This window comes from Collinsella sp. OF02-10, from assembly GCF_003463445.1.
Classification (GTDB): Bacteria; Actinomycetota; Coriobacteriia; order Coriobacteriales; family Coriobacteriaceae; genus Collinsella.
Window position 1 is genome coordinate 1 of sequence record NZ_QSCW01000024.1, and the last position, 23494, is coordinate 23494.

15 protein-coding genes and 1 pseudogene are annotated in these 23494 nt (G+C 47.7%); 13 read left to right on the forward strand and 3 right to left on the reverse strand.

The window, feature by feature from the left end; all coding sequences use genetic code 11:
- Together DXA43_RS09260 and DXA43_RS09265 are read left to right on the forward strand one after the other, a co-directional pair.
- A pseudogene (locus DXA43_RS09260) lies at positions 1-439 on the forward strand (N-acetylmuramoyl-L-alanine amidase family protein); the annotation flags it as partial.
- 99 nt (positions 440-538) lie between these two features.
- The gene (locus tag DXA43_RS09265) at positions 539-2680 is read left to right on the forward strand and encodes a C39 family peptidase (RefSeq protein WP_117806966.1); all 2142 of its coding nucleotides are present in this window, start codon (positions 539-541) and stop codon (positions 2678-2680) included.
- Between the two features lie 61 nt (positions 2681-2741).
- Here DXA43_RS09265 and DXA43_RS09270 read toward each other — a convergent pair whose 3' ends face one another.
- Both DXA43_RS09270 and DXA43_RS09275 read right to left on the reverse strand, forming a co-directional pair.
- Complete coding sequence (locus tag DXA43_RS09270) at positions 2742-3683, reverse strand: DMT family transporter (RefSeq protein ID WP_117655878.1); 942 nt, start codon at positions 3681-3683, stop codon at positions 2742-2744.
- A 2-nt stretch (positions 3684-3685) separates the two neighbouring features.
- Positions 3686-5458, reverse strand: a complete 1773-nt coding sequence (locus DXA43_RS09275; RefSeq protein WP_199580561.1) for an NTP transferase domain-containing protein — start codon at positions 5456-5458, stop codon at positions 3686-3688.
- Between the two features lie 165 nt (positions 5459-5623).
- Between DXA43_RS09275 and DXA43_RS10575 the strand changes: the two genes are divergently transcribed.
- The 10 genes from DXA43_RS10575 (at position 5624) to DXA43_RS09325 (ending at position 20171) form a co-directional block, all read left to right on the forward strand.
- A complete protein-coding gene (locus DXA43_RS10575; RefSeq protein ID WP_117806968.1) occupies positions 5624-7795 on the forward strand; it encodes an NlpC/P60 family protein in 2172 nt (723 codons plus the stop codon).
- A 42-nt stretch (positions 7796-7837) separates the two neighbouring features.
- A complete protein-coding gene (locus tag DXA43_RS09285; RefSeq protein ID WP_117806969.1) occupies positions 7838-9907 on the forward strand; it encodes a L,D-transpeptidase family protein in 2070 nt (689 codons plus the stop codon).
- Between the two features lie 373 nt (positions 9908-10280).
- Positions 10281-11228 carry a glycosyltransferase gene (locus DXA43_RS09290; RefSeq protein WP_158564977.1) on the forward strand — a complete coding sequence of 316 codons (948 nt, stop codon included), beginning with the start codon at positions 10281-10283 and terminating at the stop codon, positions 11226-11228.
- A 44-nt stretch (positions 11229-11272) separates the two neighbouring features.
- The gene (locus DXA43_RS09295) at positions 11273-12517 is read left to right on the forward strand and encodes a lipopolysaccharide biosynthesis protein (protein ID WP_158564978.1); all 1245 of its coding nucleotides are present in this window, start codon (positions 11273-11275) and stop codon (positions 12515-12517) included.
- Positions 12518-12521: 4 nt separating this feature from the next.
- Positions 12522-13382, forward strand: a complete 861-nt coding sequence (locus DXA43_RS09300) for a phosphorylcholine transferase LicD (protein ID WP_158564979.1) — start codon at positions 12522-12524, stop codon at positions 13380-13382.
- Positions 13383-13415: 33 nt separating this feature from the next.
- Positions 13416-14561 carry a glycosyltransferase family 4 protein gene (locus DXA43_RS09305; RefSeq protein WP_117786524.1) on the forward strand — a complete coding sequence of 382 codons (1146 nt, stop codon included), beginning with the start codon at positions 13416-13418 and terminating at the stop codon, positions 14559-14561.
- Positions 14562-14673: 112 nt separating this feature from the next.
- Positions 14674-16650 (forward strand): DUF2142 domain-containing protein, encoded by a 1977-nt coding sequence (locus tag DXA43_RS09310; protein WP_158564980.1) that lies wholly within the window; start codon positions 14674-14676, stop codon positions 16648-16650.
- Between the two features lie 315 nt (positions 16651-16965).
- On the forward strand, positions 16966-17712 hold the full coding sequence (locus DXA43_RS09315) for a glycosyltransferase family 2 protein (protein ID WP_117786522.1): 747 nt from the start codon (positions 16966-16968) through the stop codon (positions 17710-17712).
- Positions 17712-18065: a DUF2304 domain-containing protein gene (locus DXA43_RS09320; RefSeq protein ID WP_117786521.1), complete on the forward strand. Its 354-nt coding sequence runs from the start codon at positions 17712-17714 to the stop codon at positions 18063-18065. Before DXA43_RS09315 ends, DXA43_RS09320 begins: the two co-directional genes overlap by 1 nt.
- A gap of 258 nt (positions 18066-18323) precedes the next feature.
- Entirely contained in the window at positions 18324-20171 is a 1848-nt protein-coding gene (locus tag DXA43_RS09325; RefSeq protein WP_117806972.1) for an N-acetylmuramoyl-L-alanine amidase family protein, read from the forward strand.
- Between the two features lie 191 nt (positions 20172-20362).
- Here DXA43_RS09325 and DXA43_RS09330 read toward each other — a convergent pair whose 3' ends face one another.
- A complete protein-coding gene (locus DXA43_RS09330; protein ID WP_117806973.1) occupies positions 20363-22834 on the reverse strand; it encodes a glycosyltransferase in 2472 nt (823 codons plus the stop codon).
- A 169-nt stretch (positions 22835-23003) separates the two neighbouring features.
- On the opposite strand from DXA43_RS09330, the gene DXA43_RS09335 reads away from it, so the two are divergent.
- The coding region (locus DXA43_RS09335) for a sugar nucleotidyltransferase (protein ID WP_158564981.1) at positions 23004-23494 on the forward strand (491 nt) is incomplete at its 3' end.

The window sequence follows — 23494 nt, forward strand, 5'->3', positions numbered from 1 at the left end:
CATGGTGACGGGCCTTCACGCATGCAACGACTCAGCGTACTGGTTCAACTCCTCCGGCGCCATGGCGACCGGGTGGGTCCTCGACGGCGGGACCTGGTACTACGCGACTGGCTCCGGTGCCCTCGCCTCCGGCTGGCTCAACCTAAACGGTACGTGGTACTGGCTCGATCCCTCGACGCACGTCATGGCCACCGGGCTCCATGGGTGCAACGGCTCCATGTACTGGTTCAACGGCTCCGGCTCGATGGCGACCGGATGGGTCCTCGACGGCGGAACCTGGTACTACGCGACGGGCTCCGGCGCGCTGGCCTCCGGCTGGGCATATGTCGGCGGCGCCTGGTACTGGCTCGATCCCTCGACGCACGCTATGGTTACTGGTGTTCAGCAGATCGACGGGGCACAATACTCTTTTGCTAGTAATGGTGCTTGGCTCGGCTAGCAACTCTTCTTTAATTGCTTTTTTCTAATTACATATTGCTCTTAGCTATCCATTTGTAGACTATGTTTATGTAAAAATTGGTTACTACTGGGGGCTGACATGGCAAGGAAAAAGCGAATAACATTAATTCTAATCATTCTTTCAACTCTACTGCTCGCTGGGCCCGGTGTGGTTGATATCGCGAACGCAGAATCCATAAGCTCCTTCATCCCTACTGATTTTGAGCAGCAATCCGTCTCCTCGACTCTTAATTCTTCCGATTCAATCAATGATGGGTCTGCTCAAGAATCCGTTAAATGGAATCAGGGTTGGAATTCGTTTGACGGTAACTGGTTCTATGTGGATTCAGTTAATCCAGTCTCGCCGCATTCTGGCTGGCTCTATACCAATGGGGCCTGGTACTGGCTCGACCCCTCGACGCATGCCATGGCCATCGGGCTCCATGAGTGCAATGGCTCCGCGTGCTGGTTTGACGCCTCCGGCGCGATGGCGACCGGGTGGGTGCTCGACGGCGGCACCTGGTACTACGCGACGGGCTCCGGCGCCCTCGCCTCCGGCTGGCTCAACCTAAACGGTACGTGGTACTGGCTTGACCCCTCGACGCACGCCATGGCTACCGGCCTTCACGAGTGCAACGGCTCACTGTACTGGTTTAATGCGTCCGGCGCGATGGCTACCGGATGGCTCCTCGACGGCGGTACCTGGTACTACGCGACGGGATCCGGCGCGCTGGCGCGCGGCCCCGTATCCGTCGGCGGCGTGCCCTACTGCTTCGACGCCCGGACGGGGGCCATGCTGACGGGCTACCAGACCGATGCGCAGGGCGTCCGCCGCTACTTCGGCAGCTGCGGCCCCCTTAACGGATGGGGCCTCGTCGACGGCTCCTGGTACTGGTTCGCGAACGGCATCGCCTCGACCGGCTGGCTTTACACCGGCGGCTCCTGGTACTGGCTCGACCCCGACGCGGGCGGCGCCATGGTGACGGGCCTTCACGCATGCAACGACTCAGCGTACTGGTTCAGCGCCTCCGGCGCGATGGCGACCGGATGGGTGCTCGACGGCGGGACCTGGTACTACGCGACGGGCTCCGGTGCCCTCGCCTCCGGATGGCTCAGCCTAAGCGGTGCATGGTACTGGCTCGACCCCTCGACGCATGCCATGACCACGGGCGTTCAAACTATCGGATCATGTGAATACATATTTAATAGTACCGGCAAGATGATGGCTAATTGCTGGTCAAACGGTGATGGGTCTTGGATGTATCATTCGTCATCCAGCGGCGCAATTGACCTTAAAGGCATAATGACCGATTCGGGAATCCAGCTGATTGACGATGACGGTAATGCCAGAACGGGCTGGATTGAGAGTCAGGGTTCTCGATATTATTGTTCTGCTAATGGGGTAATTCTGACTGGATGGCAGCAAATTGCTGGGTCTTGGTATTACTTTAACTCGGATGGTCGAATGGCGACCGGCTGGCTTAACGATGGCGGTAACTGGTACTGGCTAGATTCCGCTTCTGGCATAATGAAAACGGGATGGCTTTCCCGTGGGGACACATGGTATTACCTTGATGCCGCACGTGGGGGAGTAATGTTGAGCAACGGTTGGTATTGGATCGGCTCTACTGACTACAAGTTCAGTTCATCCGGCGCAATGGTTGGCGCTTGGGTCGATGTCCCGTGCTATTCGCAGTACCCGGAACTTCCTACTGGCTGTGAGTCGGTTGCCCTTACAAACTTGCTTAACTACTATGGTTTCGGTTTAGGTAAGACGATTATTGCGGATTACTATTTGCCCAAGGGAAGTAATGGCAATTTTGTTACCGCTTTTGATGGCAATCCAAGGCGTAGCAGCGGGGGTCTCATGGGATGCGTCGCACCTGCGATTACTATTGCTGGTAATAACTTTCTGCGTGCTGCTGGAAGTGGCAAGCAGGCAAAAGACGTCTCTTTCTCGTCAATTTCTTCCATTAAGAACAGGCTGACCTGTGGTCAACCTGTTGAGATGTGGAATACCGAATGGGGAAGTTGGCCAGGAGGCCGTTATGCTGCGCGTTGGTATAACGGGCATTCCTATGGTCTGTGGGGCGGTAATCATGCCGTAGTCCTTAAAGGCTATGATGACGAGCAGGGAATTGTCTATCTTTCGGATTCGATTAACGGCAATGTTACGCGAAATGCCCAAGTGTTCTTCGGCACGTGGCAACAGATGGATAGCCAGGCCGTGGTAATTGAATAGCCATGATGCTAAAAGGGGAGAGCTCGACGAGCTCTCCCCTTTTGCTACATTGTTAATCTAGCTACGCCGTCTTCTTACGTCCAAATAGTTCGTCCCAGTTACTGGCTGCCAAAACTGTTCCGCATACAATTACAACGCAGCAGATTACGGATGCCATGTCGGGAATTGTTCCAAGCAAGATCAGGCCAAAGACCACTGACCATGCCGAATAGGAGATATTCAGAGCCATCGCACGCGCTGCTCCGATTGCCGCAATGCCCTTGTAATAGAACAGATAGGATGCAGTTCCTGCGAGTCCGGCGAGTGCAATAATCAATGTGGGCATGCTTGGGATAGCGCCCAACGTGAAATGCCATGCTCCGAAGAGGGGGAGTACGAGCGCTCCATAAACAAGCGCACTTGTAGTTTCGCGGATTTGCAAAGCTGTTTCGTCATCAACGGCATCATCTTTCATTCCCCATGCGCACAGCACCGCTTCGGATCCCCATCCAATAACGGCAAGCACTGCGCCGAGTAAGCCGAGGGGGGCATTTGCAATCTCGCTCGATCCGGCCGATAGATAGCCCATCGTCATTACACCGCAAAGAGCAACGAGAAGGGAAAGAATCTGGCCTTTGCCCATTTTCTCCTTCAGCAGTACGAAGGAAAGGAATGCTCCGACTGCGGGATAGAAGGCGGAGATGATTGCCGTGTAGGCAGCTCCGATGTTATTAATTGCCAATACGTAGCCGGTCATTCCGATAGGTCCACCGAGTAGGGCGCCGGCGATGACGACCTTGCCCGAACGAGTTTTAAGTGCAGCGAGCGTGTCTTTTAGTCTGCCTCGGACTCCCATGTAGCCAAAGAGCCAAATTGCACAGAAGGCATCATGGAGAAAGGATCCCGCAATGGAGGCGCATGCAAGCGCTTCCGCCGATCCAATATAGGGCGCAAGCGCCAAGCCGATTCCAAGAATTACTGTATCAAGGCCCCAAAGAAGACCGCTAAAAAAGCCGAATTGCATCGTTACTCACCTTTCCGATAGATCTCCAGTGCCTTTTTGAGGTATTTGGCACCGTAATTGAAGTAGATATAGAGCCATTCGCCCACGAAGTCGCCTTCGGCTTCTTTCAGAAGAGACCAGAGGTACCAGCACCATCCTGCAAGGGCAATGTGCGCATAGTTATGCGCAATTTCGTTGTTTGTTGCCTTGCGCCCAAAATATGCATCAAGCGCGCGGTCGACTTCATCTTCGGAAAGCTCGCAGCAGACACTGCATGTTCCAAAATCGTTTGTGTAATCGCTCATGCCAGCATATTCCCAGTCAATGAGATAGTACTTGTCGTTCTCATCGATAAGGAAATTGAGGTAAAAGAAGTCATTGTGGCAAAGGCATTTTGGTGCATTATCGGCCTGTACAAAGTGCTCCAATTCATCGATTTCGGCGGACATTTCCCTGTAGCCTGGAATGTCGATGGGACCTTTTTCCAGAAGAAGTGATTCGTAGCGCTTCGCTTCGAGGTAGAAGTCAAATTCGGTTTCAACATTTGCACCACTCTCGTGAAGCGAACGACACATCTGCATCATTCGATTCATTTGGGCAGGATCATGCGGGTCAGGCTGCTTTGCGTTGGGTACAAACTTCGAAATTTTCCAACCACGCTTTGGGTCCTCATGAATGAACGTGTCGTCAAGGCCGAGCTCCTTGGCCTTTTTAAGTGCGGCTACTTCTCCATTTCTGTTAATAAGCAGTTCGGTCCCGACTCCCGGATGGCGGTAAACGTACTCTCCGTCATTGGTTCTAAAGTGGCACGATAGATTCGTAAGACCTTGTTTAAGGGGATAAACGTCGTGAATCTCTGATTTGGAGCAGCCGAGCACTTGCTCGATGTTATCGAAAATATCGGAGTCAACGTTTTCGATAAAATGCGGATCAAAGGCACGCAGCTCATCAAGAGAATCGAATTCGTTGATCTCGCCCTCAGGATACTTCTTGATAACCATATCGAGCTCCTTGATGTGCTCGATATATAGATCTTCCCAAAGCTTGTCCGTTGTTTCGGGCTTGTTATATTCCGTTTCAAGAATCTGCTTAAATGCAAGCGAGAAGGCTTTATCAAAGTAGACATGTCCGAGCATATACCAAGCATCGGAACCGCCAATCGTAACATTGGTAATTCTGTCCATTGCTCCGGTTTGAATGCACCATTCTTTGGTGGCGCCTTCAGCATATTGAGCAGAATAAAATGCTTTCCAAACGTATGCTTCGAACGGATTGTTTAGAAGGTAATCATCGCTTGAGCAAATATAGGTGTTGCCAAGCCGCTCTTTTACGCACATAAGCGATGCGTGGTTATTTTTGGATGCATATTCGTTGTTGACGACAATCGAGACGCCGAACTTGCTTTCGAGATAGAAGAAATATTCTTTTTTATAGCCGACAACGACGGTGATATTGCTGATACCTGCGTCTTGCAGCTGCCTAATCTGTCGCTCAATGAGGATCTCACCACGTACTTTTAAAAGGCCTTTGGGCTTTTCATACGAAATGGGAGCAAAGCGGCTCGAAAGCCCCGCAGCCAATATCACTGCGTTTTCAACCTTATAGGGATGAAGCGCTTCGTAACCGCCGTCGGTTAGGCTGTCCGATTCGAGAAGCCCCTCATTCGTGAGCTCTTTATTCGCTGCGTTTACTGATCCAAGTGAAAGGCCGGTGCGCTCGGCAACTTCTCGCTGGCTGGCATATGGGTTCTTTAGGTATTCGTACAGAACTGTAAAGTTACGCTTGGTCAGTTCCACTGCAGGCCTCCAATTAAGATGTTCATTGCTTAGGAAAAGAATAGAATGATTGAACGATATGTTCAATCAATTGTATTTAGCTACATAGACTGAACAGAAAGTAGCGAAAATCAATCTCGAAAGGTGGATTAAAATAACTAAATAGGATATCTGGGAGGGTCGCTTATGTATCGATTCGAAAAGAAGGCCACGCTTGTTTGTGCTGCTGCGTCATTAATCACTGCTTGCTGCTTGCCCCTGAGTGCGAATGTCGCGTTTGCACAGGATTCCGTTGAGGCTCAGAGTATTGAGTCAAAAGCGGATTTTTCTTCTGTGGTTTCCGATGATTTGCAACCTGATAATTCTTCCGTCATAAAAGATGGCTGGCAACGAGACGAGTCGTCTGGAGTTTGGTATTACGGAAAAAACGGTAAACACCAAACTGGCTGGCTGCAAAGCGGGGGCTATTGGTATTGGCTTGATCCGGCCAATGATGGTGCAATGCAGACAGGTTATTTCAATGTGACCGATGCTGGCGGATCGACTGCTTCGTTTTATGCGAATGACGGCAATGCCGCAACGCCTTTTGGCGCGCTATATCAGAACTGCTGGCTACGTAACTCAGATGGAAATTGGTTTTATGCCAATGCTGGAGGCGATTTAGCTGCTGATTGGTTTTATCAAGACGGCACATGGTATTACCTGGATCCTGCCACCCATATAATGCAGGTTGGTTTTGTCGACCTCGGGAGCGGGAAATACTATTTAGATGCCACTGGTGCTATGAAAACCGGCTGGATTCTCGTTGACGGGAATTGGTACTGGGCTTATTCGTCGGGTGCCCTTGCTTCGTCATGGCAAACGATAGGTGGGGCTCACTATTATTTTGACTCACAGACGTTCATCATGTTTAAGGGTCGTCAAAAGATTGATGGAAGAACCTACATTTTTGGTGACTATGGCCTCGCAAATGGATGGTACAAAGACGGAGCAGATTGGTATTACTGCTCTAACGGTATTGCGGCCACTGGCTGGAAACTCGTTAACGGCGCTTGGTATTATCTCGACCCAGCCTCCGATGGTAAGATGTCCGTTGGGTATTTAGACCTTGGCAATGCAGCTTATTATTTAAAGCCTAACGGGGCTATGGCTGTTGGTTGGGCTCAGGTCGAGGACGGCTGGTATTTCGCCTCCCAATCTGGCGCGCTTATTTCTGGCTGGTATAAAGAGGGCGTGAGTTGGTATTACCTGGACCCTGCTAGCCATCTCATGAAAACGGGCTTATTTGAGGTGGGCGGCAACGATTGTTTCGCAAACCTGAGCGGTAGACTTGTGGTGTCAAGCTGGATTACCGTTAAAGACGGCGTAGAAAGATATGCCGATGGCAATGGATATCTTTGCAAAGATGTGATCCGCGAAAACGGTACTATCCTAAAAACAGCTGGAGCTGATGGCTGGCAGGTTGCGTCCGGTTGGGTTAATGTTGCAAATCAAAGGTTTTATGCTGAGCCCGGAACGGGCGTCATTCATCGTGGATGGCTGCAGATTGATGGCGATTGGTATTGGCTTGATGCCGATTCTGGTGCGATGAAAACTGGATGGGTTTTTACTGACGGTGCATGGTATTACCTAAACGCCGACGGAAAAATGGCAACTGGTTGGAAATGCCTCAATGGAACATGGTATTACCTTGACTCCAACGGCAGCATGCATGTTGGCTGGCTTAAAGATTCGGGTAAGTGGTATTGGCTAGACGGCAGCGGTGCTATGGCAACAGGCGCAAGAACCATCGATGGCGTGCGTCGAATTTTCTGGAGCGATGGCCAGTGCGACAAGGTTGGCTGGCAAAATCCTCCGCAGTATCCCCAGGTCAGCTCTTGGACTGTTCAGTTGCCTAGCTACTGCACTGGCTACTTTACCTATGTGACTCCTTCTCGCATTTCTGTCGAAGCGACGCGGGAAGATTGCGTGAATGCCTTTATTCAGCGTGCTTACGAATATATCGGTACGCAATATATTGAGCCTTGGTCTACCGCTCCCGGCGGGGCTGTTGATTGCTCTGGTTTTGTCTTGCAATGTCTTTATGCTACTGGCATGGATATGGGTGTTTACAACCCTTATAACCATCGCTGGGATCCAAGCCAAACCTACAATTCGATGAATTGGTATCGAAGCAACATCTTTATGCCCGTGAGCACCAGCTCGATTCAGCGTGGCGATGTGATTTATTATCGCGGGCATATCGCAATCGCACTTGGCGGCGGTATGATGATTGACTCCTGGCCTCATCAGGGTGTCGGTATTCATCCCGTCAGCGCTAGGGGAAATGTGATCGGCGCAGCCCGTCCGTTTATCTAATTGATTCCTTGTAAGACAGTCGGTACCGGTTGGGGGCCTGAAATGAATGCTCGGATTGATCATCGAATTTGCTGGCGAGCAATCGGCTTGGTGCTACTATCCGCCTCGCTCTCGGTTTTCGCCCCCGCGTTTTCTTGCACTGCTTATGCCGTGGAAGAGGGGGCGAATAACGATATCGTAGAGCGCGACTCGACGGAAGGGTCGGGTGCTTTTGTCGGCGGCGGTCTCGCTCAAGATTCCAACGATTATGCTGGCAAAACAGCGGAAGATTCGAATCCACAGGTTGTCGAAAGCCAAGACTCGTCGACGACGGAAAAACTATCTGGATGGCAATGGGACGGTTTGTCCTGGTATTACTATCTTGACGACTGCCGTTTGACCGGAATGCAGAATGTTGACGGCTCGTTGTTTTATTTGGACCCCGCTCGTGACGGCGCGATGAGTTGCGGCTGGATTTTTACTGACAATAAGTGGTATTACGCGAGTCCATCAGGCGCTTTGGCAAATGGTTGGCAGCTTATCGGAGGCCAATGGTACTGGTTTGACTCCCTTGACGGCTGTTCCATGGTTACTGGGCGACGTGTTATCGATGGGCATCCTTATCTTCTTGGAACCTATGGACTGATTAATGGATGGTGTCTTGATAACGGTTTATGGTATTGGGGTAGCAATGGTGAAGTCTTAACCGGTTGGCTTCAAACTGGCAATAACTGGTATTGGCTTGATCCCGCCAATGATGGTGCTATGTCTAGGGGAATCGTTTCCGTTGGCTCATCACGTTATTATTTATCGGATTCCGGTGCAATGGCTGTTGGTTGGGCGTTTGATGGTACGGACTGGTATTACGCAGACGGTTCCGGCGCACTTGCGTCGGGCTGGCGTTCGGTGAACGGCGCTTGGTATTGGCTCGATATCGCAAATGACAATAGAATGGTTACCGGCTTTTTTTCCATCGGATCGAATCGGTATCATTTTTCTTCAACGGGAGCGCTGTCACTCGGCTGGTTTATGAGCGATGGAGACTGGTATTACGCTGAGCCATCTAATGCATCGGGTATTGTAAAGACGGGTTGGCTGAAGGACGGTAGCCAATACTATTATCTTGATCCTGCCGTCGACGGCAAAATGCTGCTCGGGCATTTTTCTGTAAATGGGAAAAGCTATTATGCAAAAGGCTCAGGCGCTGTTGCTTGTCGTGAATGGGTAGATGTCCTTGACTCGGTTCAGGATGGTCCGTCTAAGGCTTTTGCTGGTTCTGACTGCTCGTTGTGCGGAACATTGCGCAATGGGAAGTTATTTACTTCAAACGGCGATGGCGAATTGGTCGAAGCGCGCGGTTTCGTGACGCTTGGTGGCTGCATTTTCTATGCTGATCCGACTAATGGCTCCTTGAGCGTCGGCTGGCAGAACGTTAACGGAAAATGGTACTTCTTTGATGAGACCGCTGGCTATGCACGATCTGGCTGGCTGAGCAAGGATGGCTCCTGGTTCTATTTAGATCCATCTACTTACGTTATGAAAACCGGTTGGGTTGCCGTTAACGGATATTGGTATTACTTGAATTCGTCTGGTTATATGCAGACGGGATGGCTCAATTTGGGCGGCACCTGGTATTGGCTTGATGCTAGTGGGGCTATGGCTACTGGCTGGCGCGTTGTGGACGGATCCTGGAATTACTTCATGGCTAACGGCGCGTGGGTGTCAGACTATATGGACGCTAAAGCTCAAAGTTATTCAAGCAATACAAATTGGCTGATACTTGTCGATACGTCGCGTTGTATCACGAGCATCTACACTGGGTCATGGAATAATTGGTCCTTAAACCGTCGATATGTATGTTCGACGGGAAAAGCTAGCACGCCTACGGTGATAGGGGAGTACCAAGTCTACGGAAAGGGATACTCCTTTGGGCATGGATATACTTGCTATTACTACACACAGTTCTACGGTGATTATCTATTCCATTCTTCGCCCTACTACGTCAACAGTAACCGGGTGATGGATCCCACGATGGGCGTTCCATCCTCTGCAGGATGTGTGCGCCTTGAGATCCAGAACGCAAAATGGATTTACGATAACATACCTTATGGAACAAAGGTTGTTACCTATTGATATTGGACAAGTGTCTTTAAAGGTGGGAGAAAGACACTGATTCTTAAGGGACTCTTTTCCAATTGAGGTGCTTTGATTTGGCAAGCGGTTTCATGAGAAGGCAGTCATAAACTGTATGCACTTCCGGTGCGCAGGATTTTAATTCTCTACGAGCTTCCTTTTCAGATTATTTTGAAAAGCCAACCATCTCGCTCCCTCTAGGGGGGCGAGATGTCGGTGTTGGTGTTAAAAATTACGGGAGCACCATTCAATTTGCCGCCATGTATTATCTAAAGGCCGAGCCTTCTCCTGTCTTTTTTGAGCGTAATAAACAACACCTTAAATCTCTAATGATTGCTTTGCTAATCTTGAAAACATGACTTTGGGAGGATTTTTGGAAATAGAAAAGGGAAATGGTACAGGCGTATGCGTACTTCTTTCAGCATATAAACCTGATCTTAAGTTTTTCGCCGCTCAACTTGATTCGATTGATGAACAAACGTTTCCGGTTACGCTTTTGGTCAGAAATGACTGCCCCGAATCGGCCTCTTTAGAGGGGTTTATCCAAGAGCATATAAAGAAAAACGCCTATCGTTATTATCATGGCGATAAAAATCTCGGTTATGTCAAATCGTTCGAGGCACTACTCTCTTTGGCAGAAGGGGATTACGTAGTATTTTGCGATCAAGATGATATTTGGGAGCCTAACAGAGTTCAAGTTTCGCTCAACCATATGCTAGAAGAAGGCTCAATTCTTGATGTTTGCGATAGATCGGTAATCGACGAAAACGGAAACATGCTGGTAGAGAGCTACAGAAAAGCTCATCCAAATTCGCCTGAAGTAAATTGGTGCTCCGGAGAGGATATTACTATTCAGGCTGCAAGTGTATGCTACGGCATTGGTATGGCTCTCATGCTAGATGCGAGTGCTGCTAAGTCGATGATTCCCTTTCCGGAATCCACTGCACATGATTTGTGGTTGACATTGGGCTGCAGCGAACTGGGGAAGTGCAGTTTTACAACGACTCCCTTGGTTAAGTATCGTCGACATGGCGGGAATGAAACTGGATTCCTTGCGGGTGTTGCTTCAAAAGATGATTGGTATTTAACAAGAGTTAAAAACAGGGTTGATACAGCTAAGCAATTTGCCGAAAGATTTCCTGATTCACCGCACCTAAAGGAAATAATGGGGTTCGCCGATGCAAGAGAGCGACGCTCCATAATTGGCTTGCTTAAATATCGACGAGCTTGCCCGTCCATTGCTAAAGCTGAAATCGTTATGCGACTTGTACCGAATTGGCTGTTTCTTTTGATTTTAAACATGATTAAAGAAGCAAAATAGCTTCGTATCCGAATCGCGACTTGTTCAGAAGGGCGCTTATATTTGTGGAAGCCACAGAGAAGACTCTTTCGATTAAACACAATATGTTCTGGAATACCGTTGGCTCGTTGACGAATTTAGGCTGTCAATGGCTAATCACTATATTGGTCGTTCGACTGTCTGATGGATATAGTGCTGCTGGAATTTATTCCCTTGCTATGTCTATTTTCAACATGTTTTCTCAATTGGCCCAATACAGGATGTACACGGTACAAATTGCAGATGTTGAAAGGAAAAACTCTGCTGGTGAATACCTGACTTTTCGTTTCTTTACTACGTTTATGGCGTTTGCAATGTTGGCCGTCTATTCCATTGCGACGTGTCGTATTGATACGGTGCCTGCTGTTCTTTTGTATGCTCTCTATAAAACCGCCGGCTTAGTTATTGATGTCATGCATGCCAATGATCAGGTTGGCCATAGGATGGACTATATTGGGAAATCCCTCATAATGCAGGGCATTGGTTCTCTCCTTTCGTTCATTGTTGTCTTTGGGCTGTTAAATAGCCTCGAAGGTGCATTGTTGCTAATGACGGTAGTGACTATAGGTATCGGTGTTATTTACGATTATCCGAGATCAAATCGAATCTCTGCAATCAAACTTGGAATTACCCAAGCGAAGGTCAGAGCTTTCCTATGTGGCTGTTTGCCCATCGTTCTGGGCGGCATTGCTGCTTCTGCGGCGCCGAATATTCCAAGGCAGTATTTATCTTATACATTCGGAGATTCTGCTCTAGGCATTTATGCATCAGTTGCTGCTCCCGTGGCAATTATCCAAATGGGTGCGACGTATATCTATAATCCTTTATTAGGTTATTTAGTAGAGCGTTACTATTCTAGGGAAAAGTCCTTTTTTACGCTTATAGGTAAAATACTTGCCGGTATTTTATTTGTCGGCGTCATATCAGCAGCTGCGCTTTTCTTTTTCGGCAAATTATTGCTGTCTTTGTTTTATGGCGCTGGAATAGCCAAACATTCTGATCTCCTTCAGCCTATGTTGGCTTGTGCCTTTTTGACTGGCATTGCTTGGTTTGTCAACGATTTGCTGGTTTCTCTTGATAACTACCGAGGGGTATTTGTTGGCAGCATATTGTCCTTAATCAGTGCTGTTGCTGTCATGGCTCCCGCGCAAGTGTTGTTTGGCTTAAATGGCCCTACTGTAACGGCGCTTATATCCAATGCTATTTGCCTTATTTATCAGTCTTTTGTTTTGGGGAAACAGACGCAAGAATGGTTTGGGGAAAAGAGATAGGCCGATGATGTCTAAAGCTCACGCGCTATTAAAGCTTCAAAACACTGAATTGGATATCCTTCAGGTTGTCGCTGCATTCTGCTCTAAGCACGGCATCAGGTGGTGGCTTGATGGCGGAACATGTTTAGGAGCAATGCGTCATAGGGGGTTTATCCCTTGGGATGATGATATAGATATCGGAATGATGCGTTCAGACTATGACCGCTTTTGCTCTTTAGCCGAGGATGGTTTACCGGAAGGATATTCGCTCCATACATCGCGGAATACTATTGGCTATGCTGCGATGTTTGCTAAGGTGTATCGCGATGAAACTCGCTTCGAGAATCAGGAGGCTCGAGAGGCTTCCAGTTCGATGGGTATTTTTGTCGACATCTTTCCATATGACCAGCTCTATACAGATAAACGCCTTCGTGCAAAACAAGTCCGAACTGCATCAATTGCACAGAAAAGAGCTTATTTATATCACTCTTCTTCCATTGTTGTCCCTCATAAAGGGTTCCTTGGACAACTCGAGCAAATTGGTTGTTCTGCTATACACGTAGTGGAACGACTGGTTTCTCGAGGCGCATGCTCTTACCAGGATTTGTTCGACTCCTGTATTGCCGACTCAAATACGGGTGAGGTCTCTGATTATTGTCTGACGTTAAGCTGGCCGAATATGGCGCCAGTGCCTATTTCAGAGATTTTCCCTCTGAGCAGTGCGGTTTTCGAAGGCAGTGAATTCCCCGTTCCTCGTATGACGGATAAATATCTTACAACGATGTATGGCGAATGGAAGAAAATTCCGGAGCCGGAAAATCGACATACCCATCTTCCTCTTCTGCTTGACTTTGGGGATGGTGAAGTCTGGACTGCGCAGAATTAAGGATATGAAATCTTTACCAGATGAGGTTATGTAATGAGTTCTTCTATTTGTATTTTCACCCATCATTATCACCCGCAACTTAGTGGAATTGGTAATTTTGTCGATGGTCTCGCTCATGCCCTAGCTGCCCGCGGCGACAGGGTGGTTATCGTTACTAATGATTCAATGCGCGTAGGAGTCGGTCATTCAGTCGAAAACGGTCTCGAGATAATTCGGCTTCCATGTATTTCATTGCTTGATGGAAGGCTTCCTCTTCCCAAAAAAACCGGCGATTATTACCGGCTCCTGCAAAGCCTTGATGATTATGAGTGGGACGGCGTACTTATCAACACGAGGCTTTTCCCCCTCTCACTCGAAGGGCTGAAGTTTGCTGTGGATCATAACACTAGGGCCGTCGTTCTCGACCATGGTTCAGCGTATCTTTCTTTCAATCAGCCATTCCTTGATTATTTTGTGCGCCGATATGAGGATTGGATTACTGATCGCGTAAAGACGTTTGAACCTGATTTCTATGGGATTTCTTCTAAAAGCGTTGAATGGCTTCAGCATTTTAATATCGGTGCAAAGGGCGTAATATCGAACTCAATCAATGCTTCAATTTATAGGAGCATCTCTTCGGGTAGAGATTTCCGATCAGAATTAGGTGTCCCTCAATCATCTTTAGTTGTGGCTTTTGTTGGGCGGTTTATTCCTGAAAAGGGAATTTATTCAATTATTGAGGCAGCTCGCGCAAAGGATATTACCAAGCGTGATATTTGTTTTGTTCTTGCAGGGGATGGTCCGCTGGCCAATGAAGTCAAGGAAGCCTGTTCGTCGAACTTGTTTTGGCTTGGGAGATGTAGCGCAGAGGACATTTCCTCCTTACTTCAGCAAGCAGATGTGCTTTGTCTTCCAACTCGGTCCGAAGGCTTTTCGACGGTACTTCTTGAGGCTTCAGCTTGCGGAACGCCTGCTGTGGTAACAGATGTGGGAGGCGCGCACGAGCTTATTCCAGATGATAGCTACGGCACGATAATTCAGTCCATGTCATCTGATGAGGTGGTTTCGGCATTATGCAGGCTTTTTGATGATCGAAAGCTGCTTTCTCTACAGTCTCGAAACTCTAGGGCCCTTGTTGAAAATCGATATAGCTGGGACGCCACTGCTATAGATGTCGAGAAGGCGTTTTGTATTTGCTAAGTGATACTTGGCTGGCTTTTACTTAGCTTTTGAGTGAAGTTGGATCTAAGACCCGAATTTGTTATTGTCGACTTATCCTATTCGATTTTGTCTTTAGTTGGAGATGCACGTTTTGAATAATCCTGCAATTAAGAAAAGCGAGTACGCGCTTGCCATCTTTGGGCTGGGACTTCTTTTGTTAGCTGTCGCGACATCATTGCACTATAAGAATTTAAATCTATTCATTCTTGAACTCTTTTGCGATGTCGTTGCTGTTGCGTGCTTATATTTGCAACCGAAATCACAGTCGAGCGGTGATGCTATTCGTCAGATAACCGTTCTCGTCGCGTCCAGTATCCTCAGCAGCTTTCTGCTAGTTTTCATCATATTGGCTGGCGCGAAGACGTTTGGCCCCTTCGGTCTTGGTGCATGGAATATCTCAGGTCTGGTTATATGCTTTCATTTAGTTTTAGCGTTCCAGGGAATTGAGCTTTGCTATGGCCTGATGAAGAGCTTCGTAACCTCGGTTAAGAAAACTGATGCTAAGAAGTGTTTCTTTTATTTGGCGGTTTTTGTTGGCTTTGCTGTTTTAATCGCTTTTATTGGCATTCCGCTCGATAAGTCAAAGACGGTGTTGTTCGCGTCTGCTTTGCCCATTACGGTTTTGATCGGATTGATTGCTATTAATGGGGGCATTTCTTATCTGAAGCCCGAACTGTTCGCTTTCGCATGCATTGTCTCAATTGGTCTATCCGTAATTATTTGCTTTCCCGTTACAAATTTTTTGACATGGGATGATGAGGTCCACTATGGAAATGCAAACAGTTTTTCCTACCTCACAAATGCTGAAATAACAAATTCTGACCGAATGATAGTCGAGCAGTTTTATATGGGGGACGGCTTTAGTTTGGATGCAGCTTTGGGTAAGTACCCAATAGATGAAACAAGAGAGTTTAACCGTGGCTCTGTTGAGCAATTGGTCAGAGAGGCTGATAAAAATGATTTAGCTGAAGGTATCGAACGTTTTAATTGTTTTGATAGTGTGGCTCTTTCTAAAATTGCCTATATTCCTTCATCTATCGGCCTTTGTTTGGGTCGCTTGCTTCATCTCCCATTCTCTATCAAATTTGCATTGGGTAAAATTTTTAATTTGTTTGCGTATGCAGTTATCTGCGGAATCGCAATTCGTATAGCCCCTTGCAGAAAATGTCTTTTCACTTGTATTGCGTTGTTCCCGTCTGCTGTGTTAATGGCAGCCAGTTACTCGTATGATCCCTGTGTGATATCGTTCAGTTTGCTAGGAACAGCTCTTTTGTTGAAGATGCTTATTTCTGAAGAGGATATTTCTGCTAAAACGTTCTTCGCATTTCTACTATCTTTTGCAATCGGGTTTGCAGCTAAAGCGATTTATTTTCCCTTATTTGGACTTGCGCTTTTAATTCCTGCAAATAAATATGTTTCAAGCAAGCAAAGACGTATCTTGATTGGTACTGCTCTATTCGTTTGTGCCATTATGATCCTATCTTTCTTGACGCCATATTTCTCATCTGTCGTAAATAATATTTCTGATGCACGTGGTGGCTCCGAAGTCTCTACGGCTGGTCAAACGACGGGAGTGCTTGCAAATCCAGTTGGAACTATAGCTGTAATCTCGAATTTCGTTTTTGGATCGATGCTGACCCCGGCGTTTCTCAATTCAATATCAACGAATATGGCTTATCTTGGGGACGTGTCTAATCTGTTCCCATGGCTTTCGTATCTCCCCATCATGCTGTTTGAAGCTATTTGCATTATTGATAATGAAAAAGATACTAAAATAAAGCTTAGCCGTTGCGGAATTGTTTGGACTCTATTCCTGGTTCTTGCTACTTGCCACCTAGTTGCTTTGGCTCTATACATCGCTTTTACAGGAGTTGGAAGCCAGACAGTTGCGGGTGTCCAAGCGCGATATCTCATACCTTTGATAATACCTTTTGCCTGTCTATTGCTCAGGTTCCCTATTTACTGCGATGAGGAGGTGAAGGCTAAAGTTACAGCCTTTATGCTCGGGGCTCCATTTGCGCTGCTGTATTTTGTGATGTTCGAGCTTCTGTATATCCGTTTTTTCTAAATTAGCGATATAGGTCATGGTTATAGTAGGAGTGGGCAATTAGTTGGATTCGATTGGATCGAATGGGACGGCGTTGAGGGTTCGCTCAGGACATGCGCCCCGTATTTGAGGCAGAACTGCAAGGGGTCCTTTTCCTGCGGTGATGGATGGGGACTCCATGTGTGCCCTAGTTGAGCAAGCTAAATATCTAAGCTTGAGATGTAACTTCCTAATGGTTAGACAGGATACAGTAAACTTAAGTCTGAGTTAAGCTATGCGTTGGACTGTAAGAGTCGCAAATTCTTTGGGCGTCGCTAAGAGCCAACTGTTTTTGGAATGGATGAATCTCGATTGTCTTTTACTTCAACGACATGTTCAAAAGGACATCTGCGTGTTCTCGTAATAATTCCTGCCTATAACGAACAGGAGTGCATTCTCAATACCGTTGCAGCTATAAAAGCTGCGGGTTATGACTATGTCGTAATCAACGACGGCTCACAAGATACAACGCTTGAGCTTTGTCGAGAGCATGGTATCAACATATTGGATTTGCCGCAGAACCTTGGTATCGGTGGAGCGGTCCAAGCGGGCCATAAATATGCCCAGAGATTTGGCTATGATATCGACATTCAGGTTGATGGCGATGGCCAACATGATCCTTCTTATATTCCTGAGCTTGTAAAGCTGATTGAGAGCGGTGCGAGTTTGGCGATAGGCTCTCGATTTCTGGTTGAGACTGATGGTTTTCAATCAACTTTTATGCGTCGTGTTGGAATCAGGTGGCTTTCATTTTTGCTCGAGTTGCTTACGGGTAAGGTGGTCACCGATCCCACTTCTGGCTTTAGGGCCTGCAATAAAGATGCTATCGACCTGTTCTGCAAGAGTTATCCTGATGACTACCCGGAGCCAGAGTCGATTGCTTTGGCTATGAAGCTTGGTCTTCCCGTTATGGAAGCGCCTGTAAAGATGAATGAGCGCCAAGGTGGACGTTCATCTATCGGGGGCTTCTCTTCCGTCTACTATATGGTCAAGGTTACGTTAGCCATTGTCCTTGTGTGCTGGGTTCATAGGGGAGACAAATAATGAATCTTATTTTGAGGATTGGTGCGGCCCTCTTTTTCGGCGGATTCCTCGTCTATGTTTTACGTCTCGTGTCCAACGGAAAGATGCTTCTTAAGTACTCTTTGCTGTGGATTTTGATGTGTATGGCGGCCTTGATCTGTGATTTATGTCCTCAGATTATTTATAGTTGCTCAACAGCTATTGGGTTTGTCAACCCGGCCAATTTCCTTTTTTTGGGTGCAATCGTGCTGTTGCTTGCAATCTCTCTGTCTCTTAGCGTTGCCGCGAGTCGTCATGTTTTGGCGATCAAAAACCTTACTCATAGGATTGCCCTGCTCGAAAAAGAGCTTGAGAAAAGGTCTGATCATGAATGAGCTCAATACATGGTTTGATTCAGTTCCTTCGGCTATCCCTCATTAGGGCTCCTAAGTTTGTGCACCATTGATCGCGCTCGACTGCTGGTTGTGGATTGTCTAACAAATAGACAATCCCTATGTTGAGTGTCTTATCGTTTTATCTGGTGCAACGTATCAAGCGAGTTGTCTTGCATATTAATTAATTTGGGAACTGCATCTCTGGGTCGACTGCATCTGGATATTCAAAGGTTAATTTGATTTGGCGAGAAGAGAAAAATGATGAAAAATCGACATCTGAGTTTAATCAGCGTGGTTTGTCTAACATCTATTTGTTTCATCTCTCTTTTATGGCCCGCAATCGCATTTTCATTAACTGAAGATTGCGTGGCTGAAGGCACTGATGGCTCTTTGGTTCAATCGGGTCAGGAAGCATTTGGGACATCAGGTAGCGATCGTTTGACTTTGGATTCCGATAATTTCAAAGCATCTATCGATTCGTCGATATATGAATATACTGGCGATGTGATTACTCCTGATGTCTCTGTTTTGACTGCCAGCGGTTCTGTGCTAGCAAGCGGAATCGATTATGAAGTCACGTATTCAGATAATGTTGCCCCTGGCTGCGCCACTATAAGAGTGAATGGGCTAGGGAATTACGCCGGCGTTACCTCTCAACTGTCGTTCCAGATCGTTCGTTCCTCTGATAATAACATCGCTCTTCCTGGTTCTTGGGCCTACCAAAACGGTAAATGGTGGTGGAGATATGAGGCTGGTGGTTGGCCGTCAAACTGTTTTCTGTCCATTAGAGGGGCGGAGTATTATTTTGATTCCGAAGGTTATGCAGCTACTGGCTGGAAATACTTGAACGATGGCTGGCATTTATTTTCTAACTCCTGTGCACATTTGAAGGGATGGGCTGCCACCGGTGGGCGCTGGTTCTACCTTGACGAGACATCGGGTTCAATGAAGACCGGCTGGGTTTTAATTGATGATAGCTGGTACTATTTGGACAGTTCGGGCGCTATGCAGACCGGGTGGTTACTCCTTGGCAATACTTGGTACTGGCTTGAGCCTTCTGGATTAATGGCTACGGGCTTTAGGCTTGTTAACGGCTCTTTGTATCATTTTTCCGAATCCGGTTCTATGAGCTCCGGTTGGTTTATTAACGATGGGGCATGGTATTGCTCCAACGCATCGGGAGAGATTCGTACCGGGTGGTTTTACAATGGTTCTAGCTGGTATTTGCTAGACCCCAATAATAATGGCGCCATGCTGGAAGGATTTCAAACTGTAAATGGCTCCATTTATTATTTGGATCCGGATAGCGGCGGTGCATTAAAGTGCAACACTTGGGTCTTCTCACAAGATGAAAACGTATATTATGCGTGCAGCAGTGGTGCGATTGTGCTTTCGGGCGTCAAGGACGGCGCGGGTGGAATTAAGCTCAGGGATCCCGAGGGAAAGCCTGTCGCTGGCTGGTATTGGTCCTCAGCTGCACAGGTGTGGTTTTACACAGACTCAGATGGGGTTCTGCAGCGCGGTTGGCGATTCATTGACGGTAGGTGGTATCACCTCGACAACGAATCCGGAGCTATGAATACTGGCTGGTTCCTCGATGATGATGGAACGTGGTACTACCTTATGTCTTCTGGACAAATGGTAAATGGCTGGAACAGAATTGGAGACTCCGAGTATTTCTTTAATGCCTCAGGTGCTTGGGTGGAGCCTGAGCACTCCGCGCGCGCCTCCTTGCAGTCCCAGATCGTTAATCGTTGCCATAGCGTTCCTTCTCCTGGGGCGGGACTGTGCTCGGAGTGGGTTAGCCATGTGTTTTACCCCGTGCTGGGGTCATATCCCAACGGCGACGCATGCGACATGTTCTGGAATTGGTGTTACAGCCGAGATATATCTCAGCTTAAAGTTGGAATGATCGTTGCGGTCCCTACGCATGCTCATACAAGTGCTGGTGCCCGCTGGGGCCATATTGCTATTTATATCGGAAACGGTATGGTTATGGATAACATCGGTTACATCAGGACAACATCACTTGCTTGGTGGCTGAACTACTACCACACTACCGCTATACCACAGTGGGGCTGGGTTTTAAATACGCCTTTGGAATGATGCGGATTCTGGCCAGCATGCGGAATCAACGCCTGCTTGTGTATCGAATCACAAACGCTTCTTAACTGTATATCATGTATGGAATGCAATTATTCATAGTAAGGGAATCGAGGGTTGACCCTCGATTCCCTTATCTATTAGTCGCATTTTAATAAGGTTAAAATTAGAAAGCGCAGAATTAAGCTAACACTTTATAAATGATAGTAGCGATTTCCGGGTTCTCCCACGCTGAAATTTGGGTTAATGTACGGATCGCCTTCGACATAGTATTTTGCCCAGCGATAATTCATGTATGCGACTTCTTTGTGGAACCGAATCTGCTTTTCCGTATTGTTTTCAACGCCTCTAGAAATCGACTCGTAGTGATAGAGCTCGACTTCGGGCGTGTATACGATCAGGTCGTTAATCTCGCGTAGCTTTAAGCAAAAGTCAACATCATTAAATGCAACTTGAAGCTCTTCGGTGAAACCTCCGACTTTCTCATATTCGCTACGCTTGGTCATTATGCAAGCTGCAGTGACAGCGCTGAAGTCTTGTTGCGCATCGTTGAGTGCAAAGTAGCCCCAATTATTCCTTGGCATGCTCTGGCAAAGATGTCCCGCCACGCCGCCAGTGACGCATAGGCCCGCGTGCTGAATGGTGTTGTCGGGATAGTAGAGTTTTGCACCGACTGCGCCAACATCCTCACGTGCGCAGATGCCAAGCATGGTCTCGATCCAATTGGGCGTAATTACCTCAGTATCGTTATTCAATAGCAAGAGATAGTCGCCCTTGGCGTGAGCAACGCCAAAGTTCATGAGCTTGGAGAAATTGAATTCGTGTTCCCAAGTTACAAGACGAACGATGTCAGGATATTTTGCTTGCAACTTATCGTAATAATCGAACGTCACCTTTTCTGTGCTGTTGTTTTCGATTATGACGAGCTCGTAATTGTCGTACGTTGATTTCTCAACAATTGATGTAATGCAGTTGTTCAGAATGTCGGCGTGGTCTTTAGTCGGGATGATAATTGACACGAGTGGGTGGGAATCTGGCACAGCGTAGGTTACTTTATATGTAAAGGGACGACGCGCTTGTTCGACCTTCGCATTGAGCCCAAGCCTGTCCAAATGACTCTGGACCGCTTTGATACCTGCGATAGTGGCATACGGCTTGCTATCGGCATTTGCTGCGGTGGAGGTCTCGCTTAGGCGCCAGTGGTATAGAACCTTCGCAACATGATGAACTTTCCTTGCCTTTTCCACGGCGCGGAGAGTCAGATTATGATCCTGTGCTCCATCGAACTCTTTTGTGTTCGGCTCTAGAGTGTCTAGCAGGGACTTACGGATGGTAAGCATGTGGCAGATATAGTTATTGTTTCTGAGCAGATCGATATTGAAATCCGGCTTAAAGAACGGCTGCGCTAACTTTCCATCGGGCATGAGTTTATCTTCATCACAATAAAGAAGATCGACGCCATTATTGTTTTCAATTGCCTCGGCATATGAGAACAACAAGTCCGGTTCAAGAATGTCGTCATGGTCAAAGAAGCTAACGAAATCGCCCGAAGCTACGGCAACGCCTGCGTTTGTGTTTTCGGAAATACCCTTATTTTCGGTAAGATTAATTGACTTAATTCTGTTGTCGCGGGCTGTTTCCTGCTCAACGCGAGCCTTTAGTTCCTGATTGTCAGGGCTTGCATTAACTAGGAGGAGCTCCCAGTTTGCATAAGACTGGTTTTTTACGGATTCGACCATATCGTTAAAAAACGAAATGGGCGTGTTGTAAAGAGGGACAATGATGCTGAATTTCGGAGCGCTATTGAAGACGATTTTTCTCTGCTTCTCCAGTGCGCCAATGGTTGCCTTATGCTCTGTAAACCATTCGGGGTATTCAGGGTCAAACTGCGCATGGGTAAAGAGGAAGTTGGTCTCCTCAAGAAGCAAGCCTAATTTATCAGGCGTTAAGCAGTCAAATGCACTGAATGAAGGGTGATTTTGATCGCCAATTATAAAGTAGTAACGATCAAACGCCTTTGGCATGCGGATCGAGAGCTGTGTTTCAAGTTGTTTTTTCTCGGATGTAAATCCAACACTCGTTACATTTGAGCCGAAGTTGACTATGCTCAGCTCAACCTCATTGAGGAACCGATCGAGGCAGCGAAGTTTGATTTGCGAGTCGTTGCGGTACGGTGTTCTAACCGTGCACCTCAGGATATACTCGTTTGAATCTTCGATGCACTGCCAAAAATCAATCGTCGCCCTCTCAAACTCTGAAACGTCATCGTAATTTCTGAGTTTGCTGCACATGTCAGGTTTAATTTTGTAGTTAAGACGCGACTCCCATTTGATGTTCTTGCAATTGAGCGAAAGGGAGTCGCTGCTCAGGTTACGACCGTCTTTGCCGATTTCGCTAAACTCAACTTTAATGGATCGGGTGTCGGGGTCGGGGATTACAAGAACGTATGAGTCTGATTCGCCGTTATTGTCCTTGAATTTTAGAAGAGACAAAGGTAAACGGCGGTCGTCAACCGTTGCCGCTTGAGCTTTTATGCTGGAGCCTTCATGGATGCCTTCTATTTTAAGCTGCTGGTAGATTTTCCAGTTTCCTCTGCATACTCCGGTTGTTTCGACTCGCATTGTTTGCCTTTCGTTTGTTGGACACTGCTCATTGTACTTATTCATTTCCTACCTCGCGATAAATGCAGAAAGAGTTACGTGTTTCTACTGTCCGTTTTAAAGAGAATGAGGAGGAAGCCGCTGCTGGCGCATATAATTTTAATAAATATGTTTGTCTAATCGTTGTTTGCAATTAGCAGCTTTTGCCTAACGATTGTCAACTGAGAGGAATTCTATGAAAGGCATCATCCTCGCCGGCGGGTCCGGCACGCGCCTGTACCCGCTCACGCTCGTGACCTCCAAGCAGCTGCTGCCGGTCTACGACAAGCCCATGATTTACTACCCGCTGTCCACCCTCATGCTGGCGGGCATCCGGGACATCCTGGTCATCTCCACGCCGACCGACCTGTCCAACTTCGAGCGCCTGCTCGGTGACGGCTCGCGCTACGGCGTGAACCTCTCCTACGCCGAGCAGCCCTCGCCGGACGGCCTGGCGCAGGCGTTCACCATCGGCGAGGACTTCATCGCCGGCGAGCCGTGCGCGCTGGTGCTGGGCGACAACATCTTCTACGGCAACGGCCTCAGCCGCCACCTGACGCGCGCCGTCCATAACGCCGAGTCGGGGAGGGCCACGGTCTTCGGCTACCACGTCGACGACCCCGAGCGCTTCGGCGTCGTGGAGTTCGACGCGCGGGGCAGGGCCGTCTCCATCGAGGAGAAGCCCGC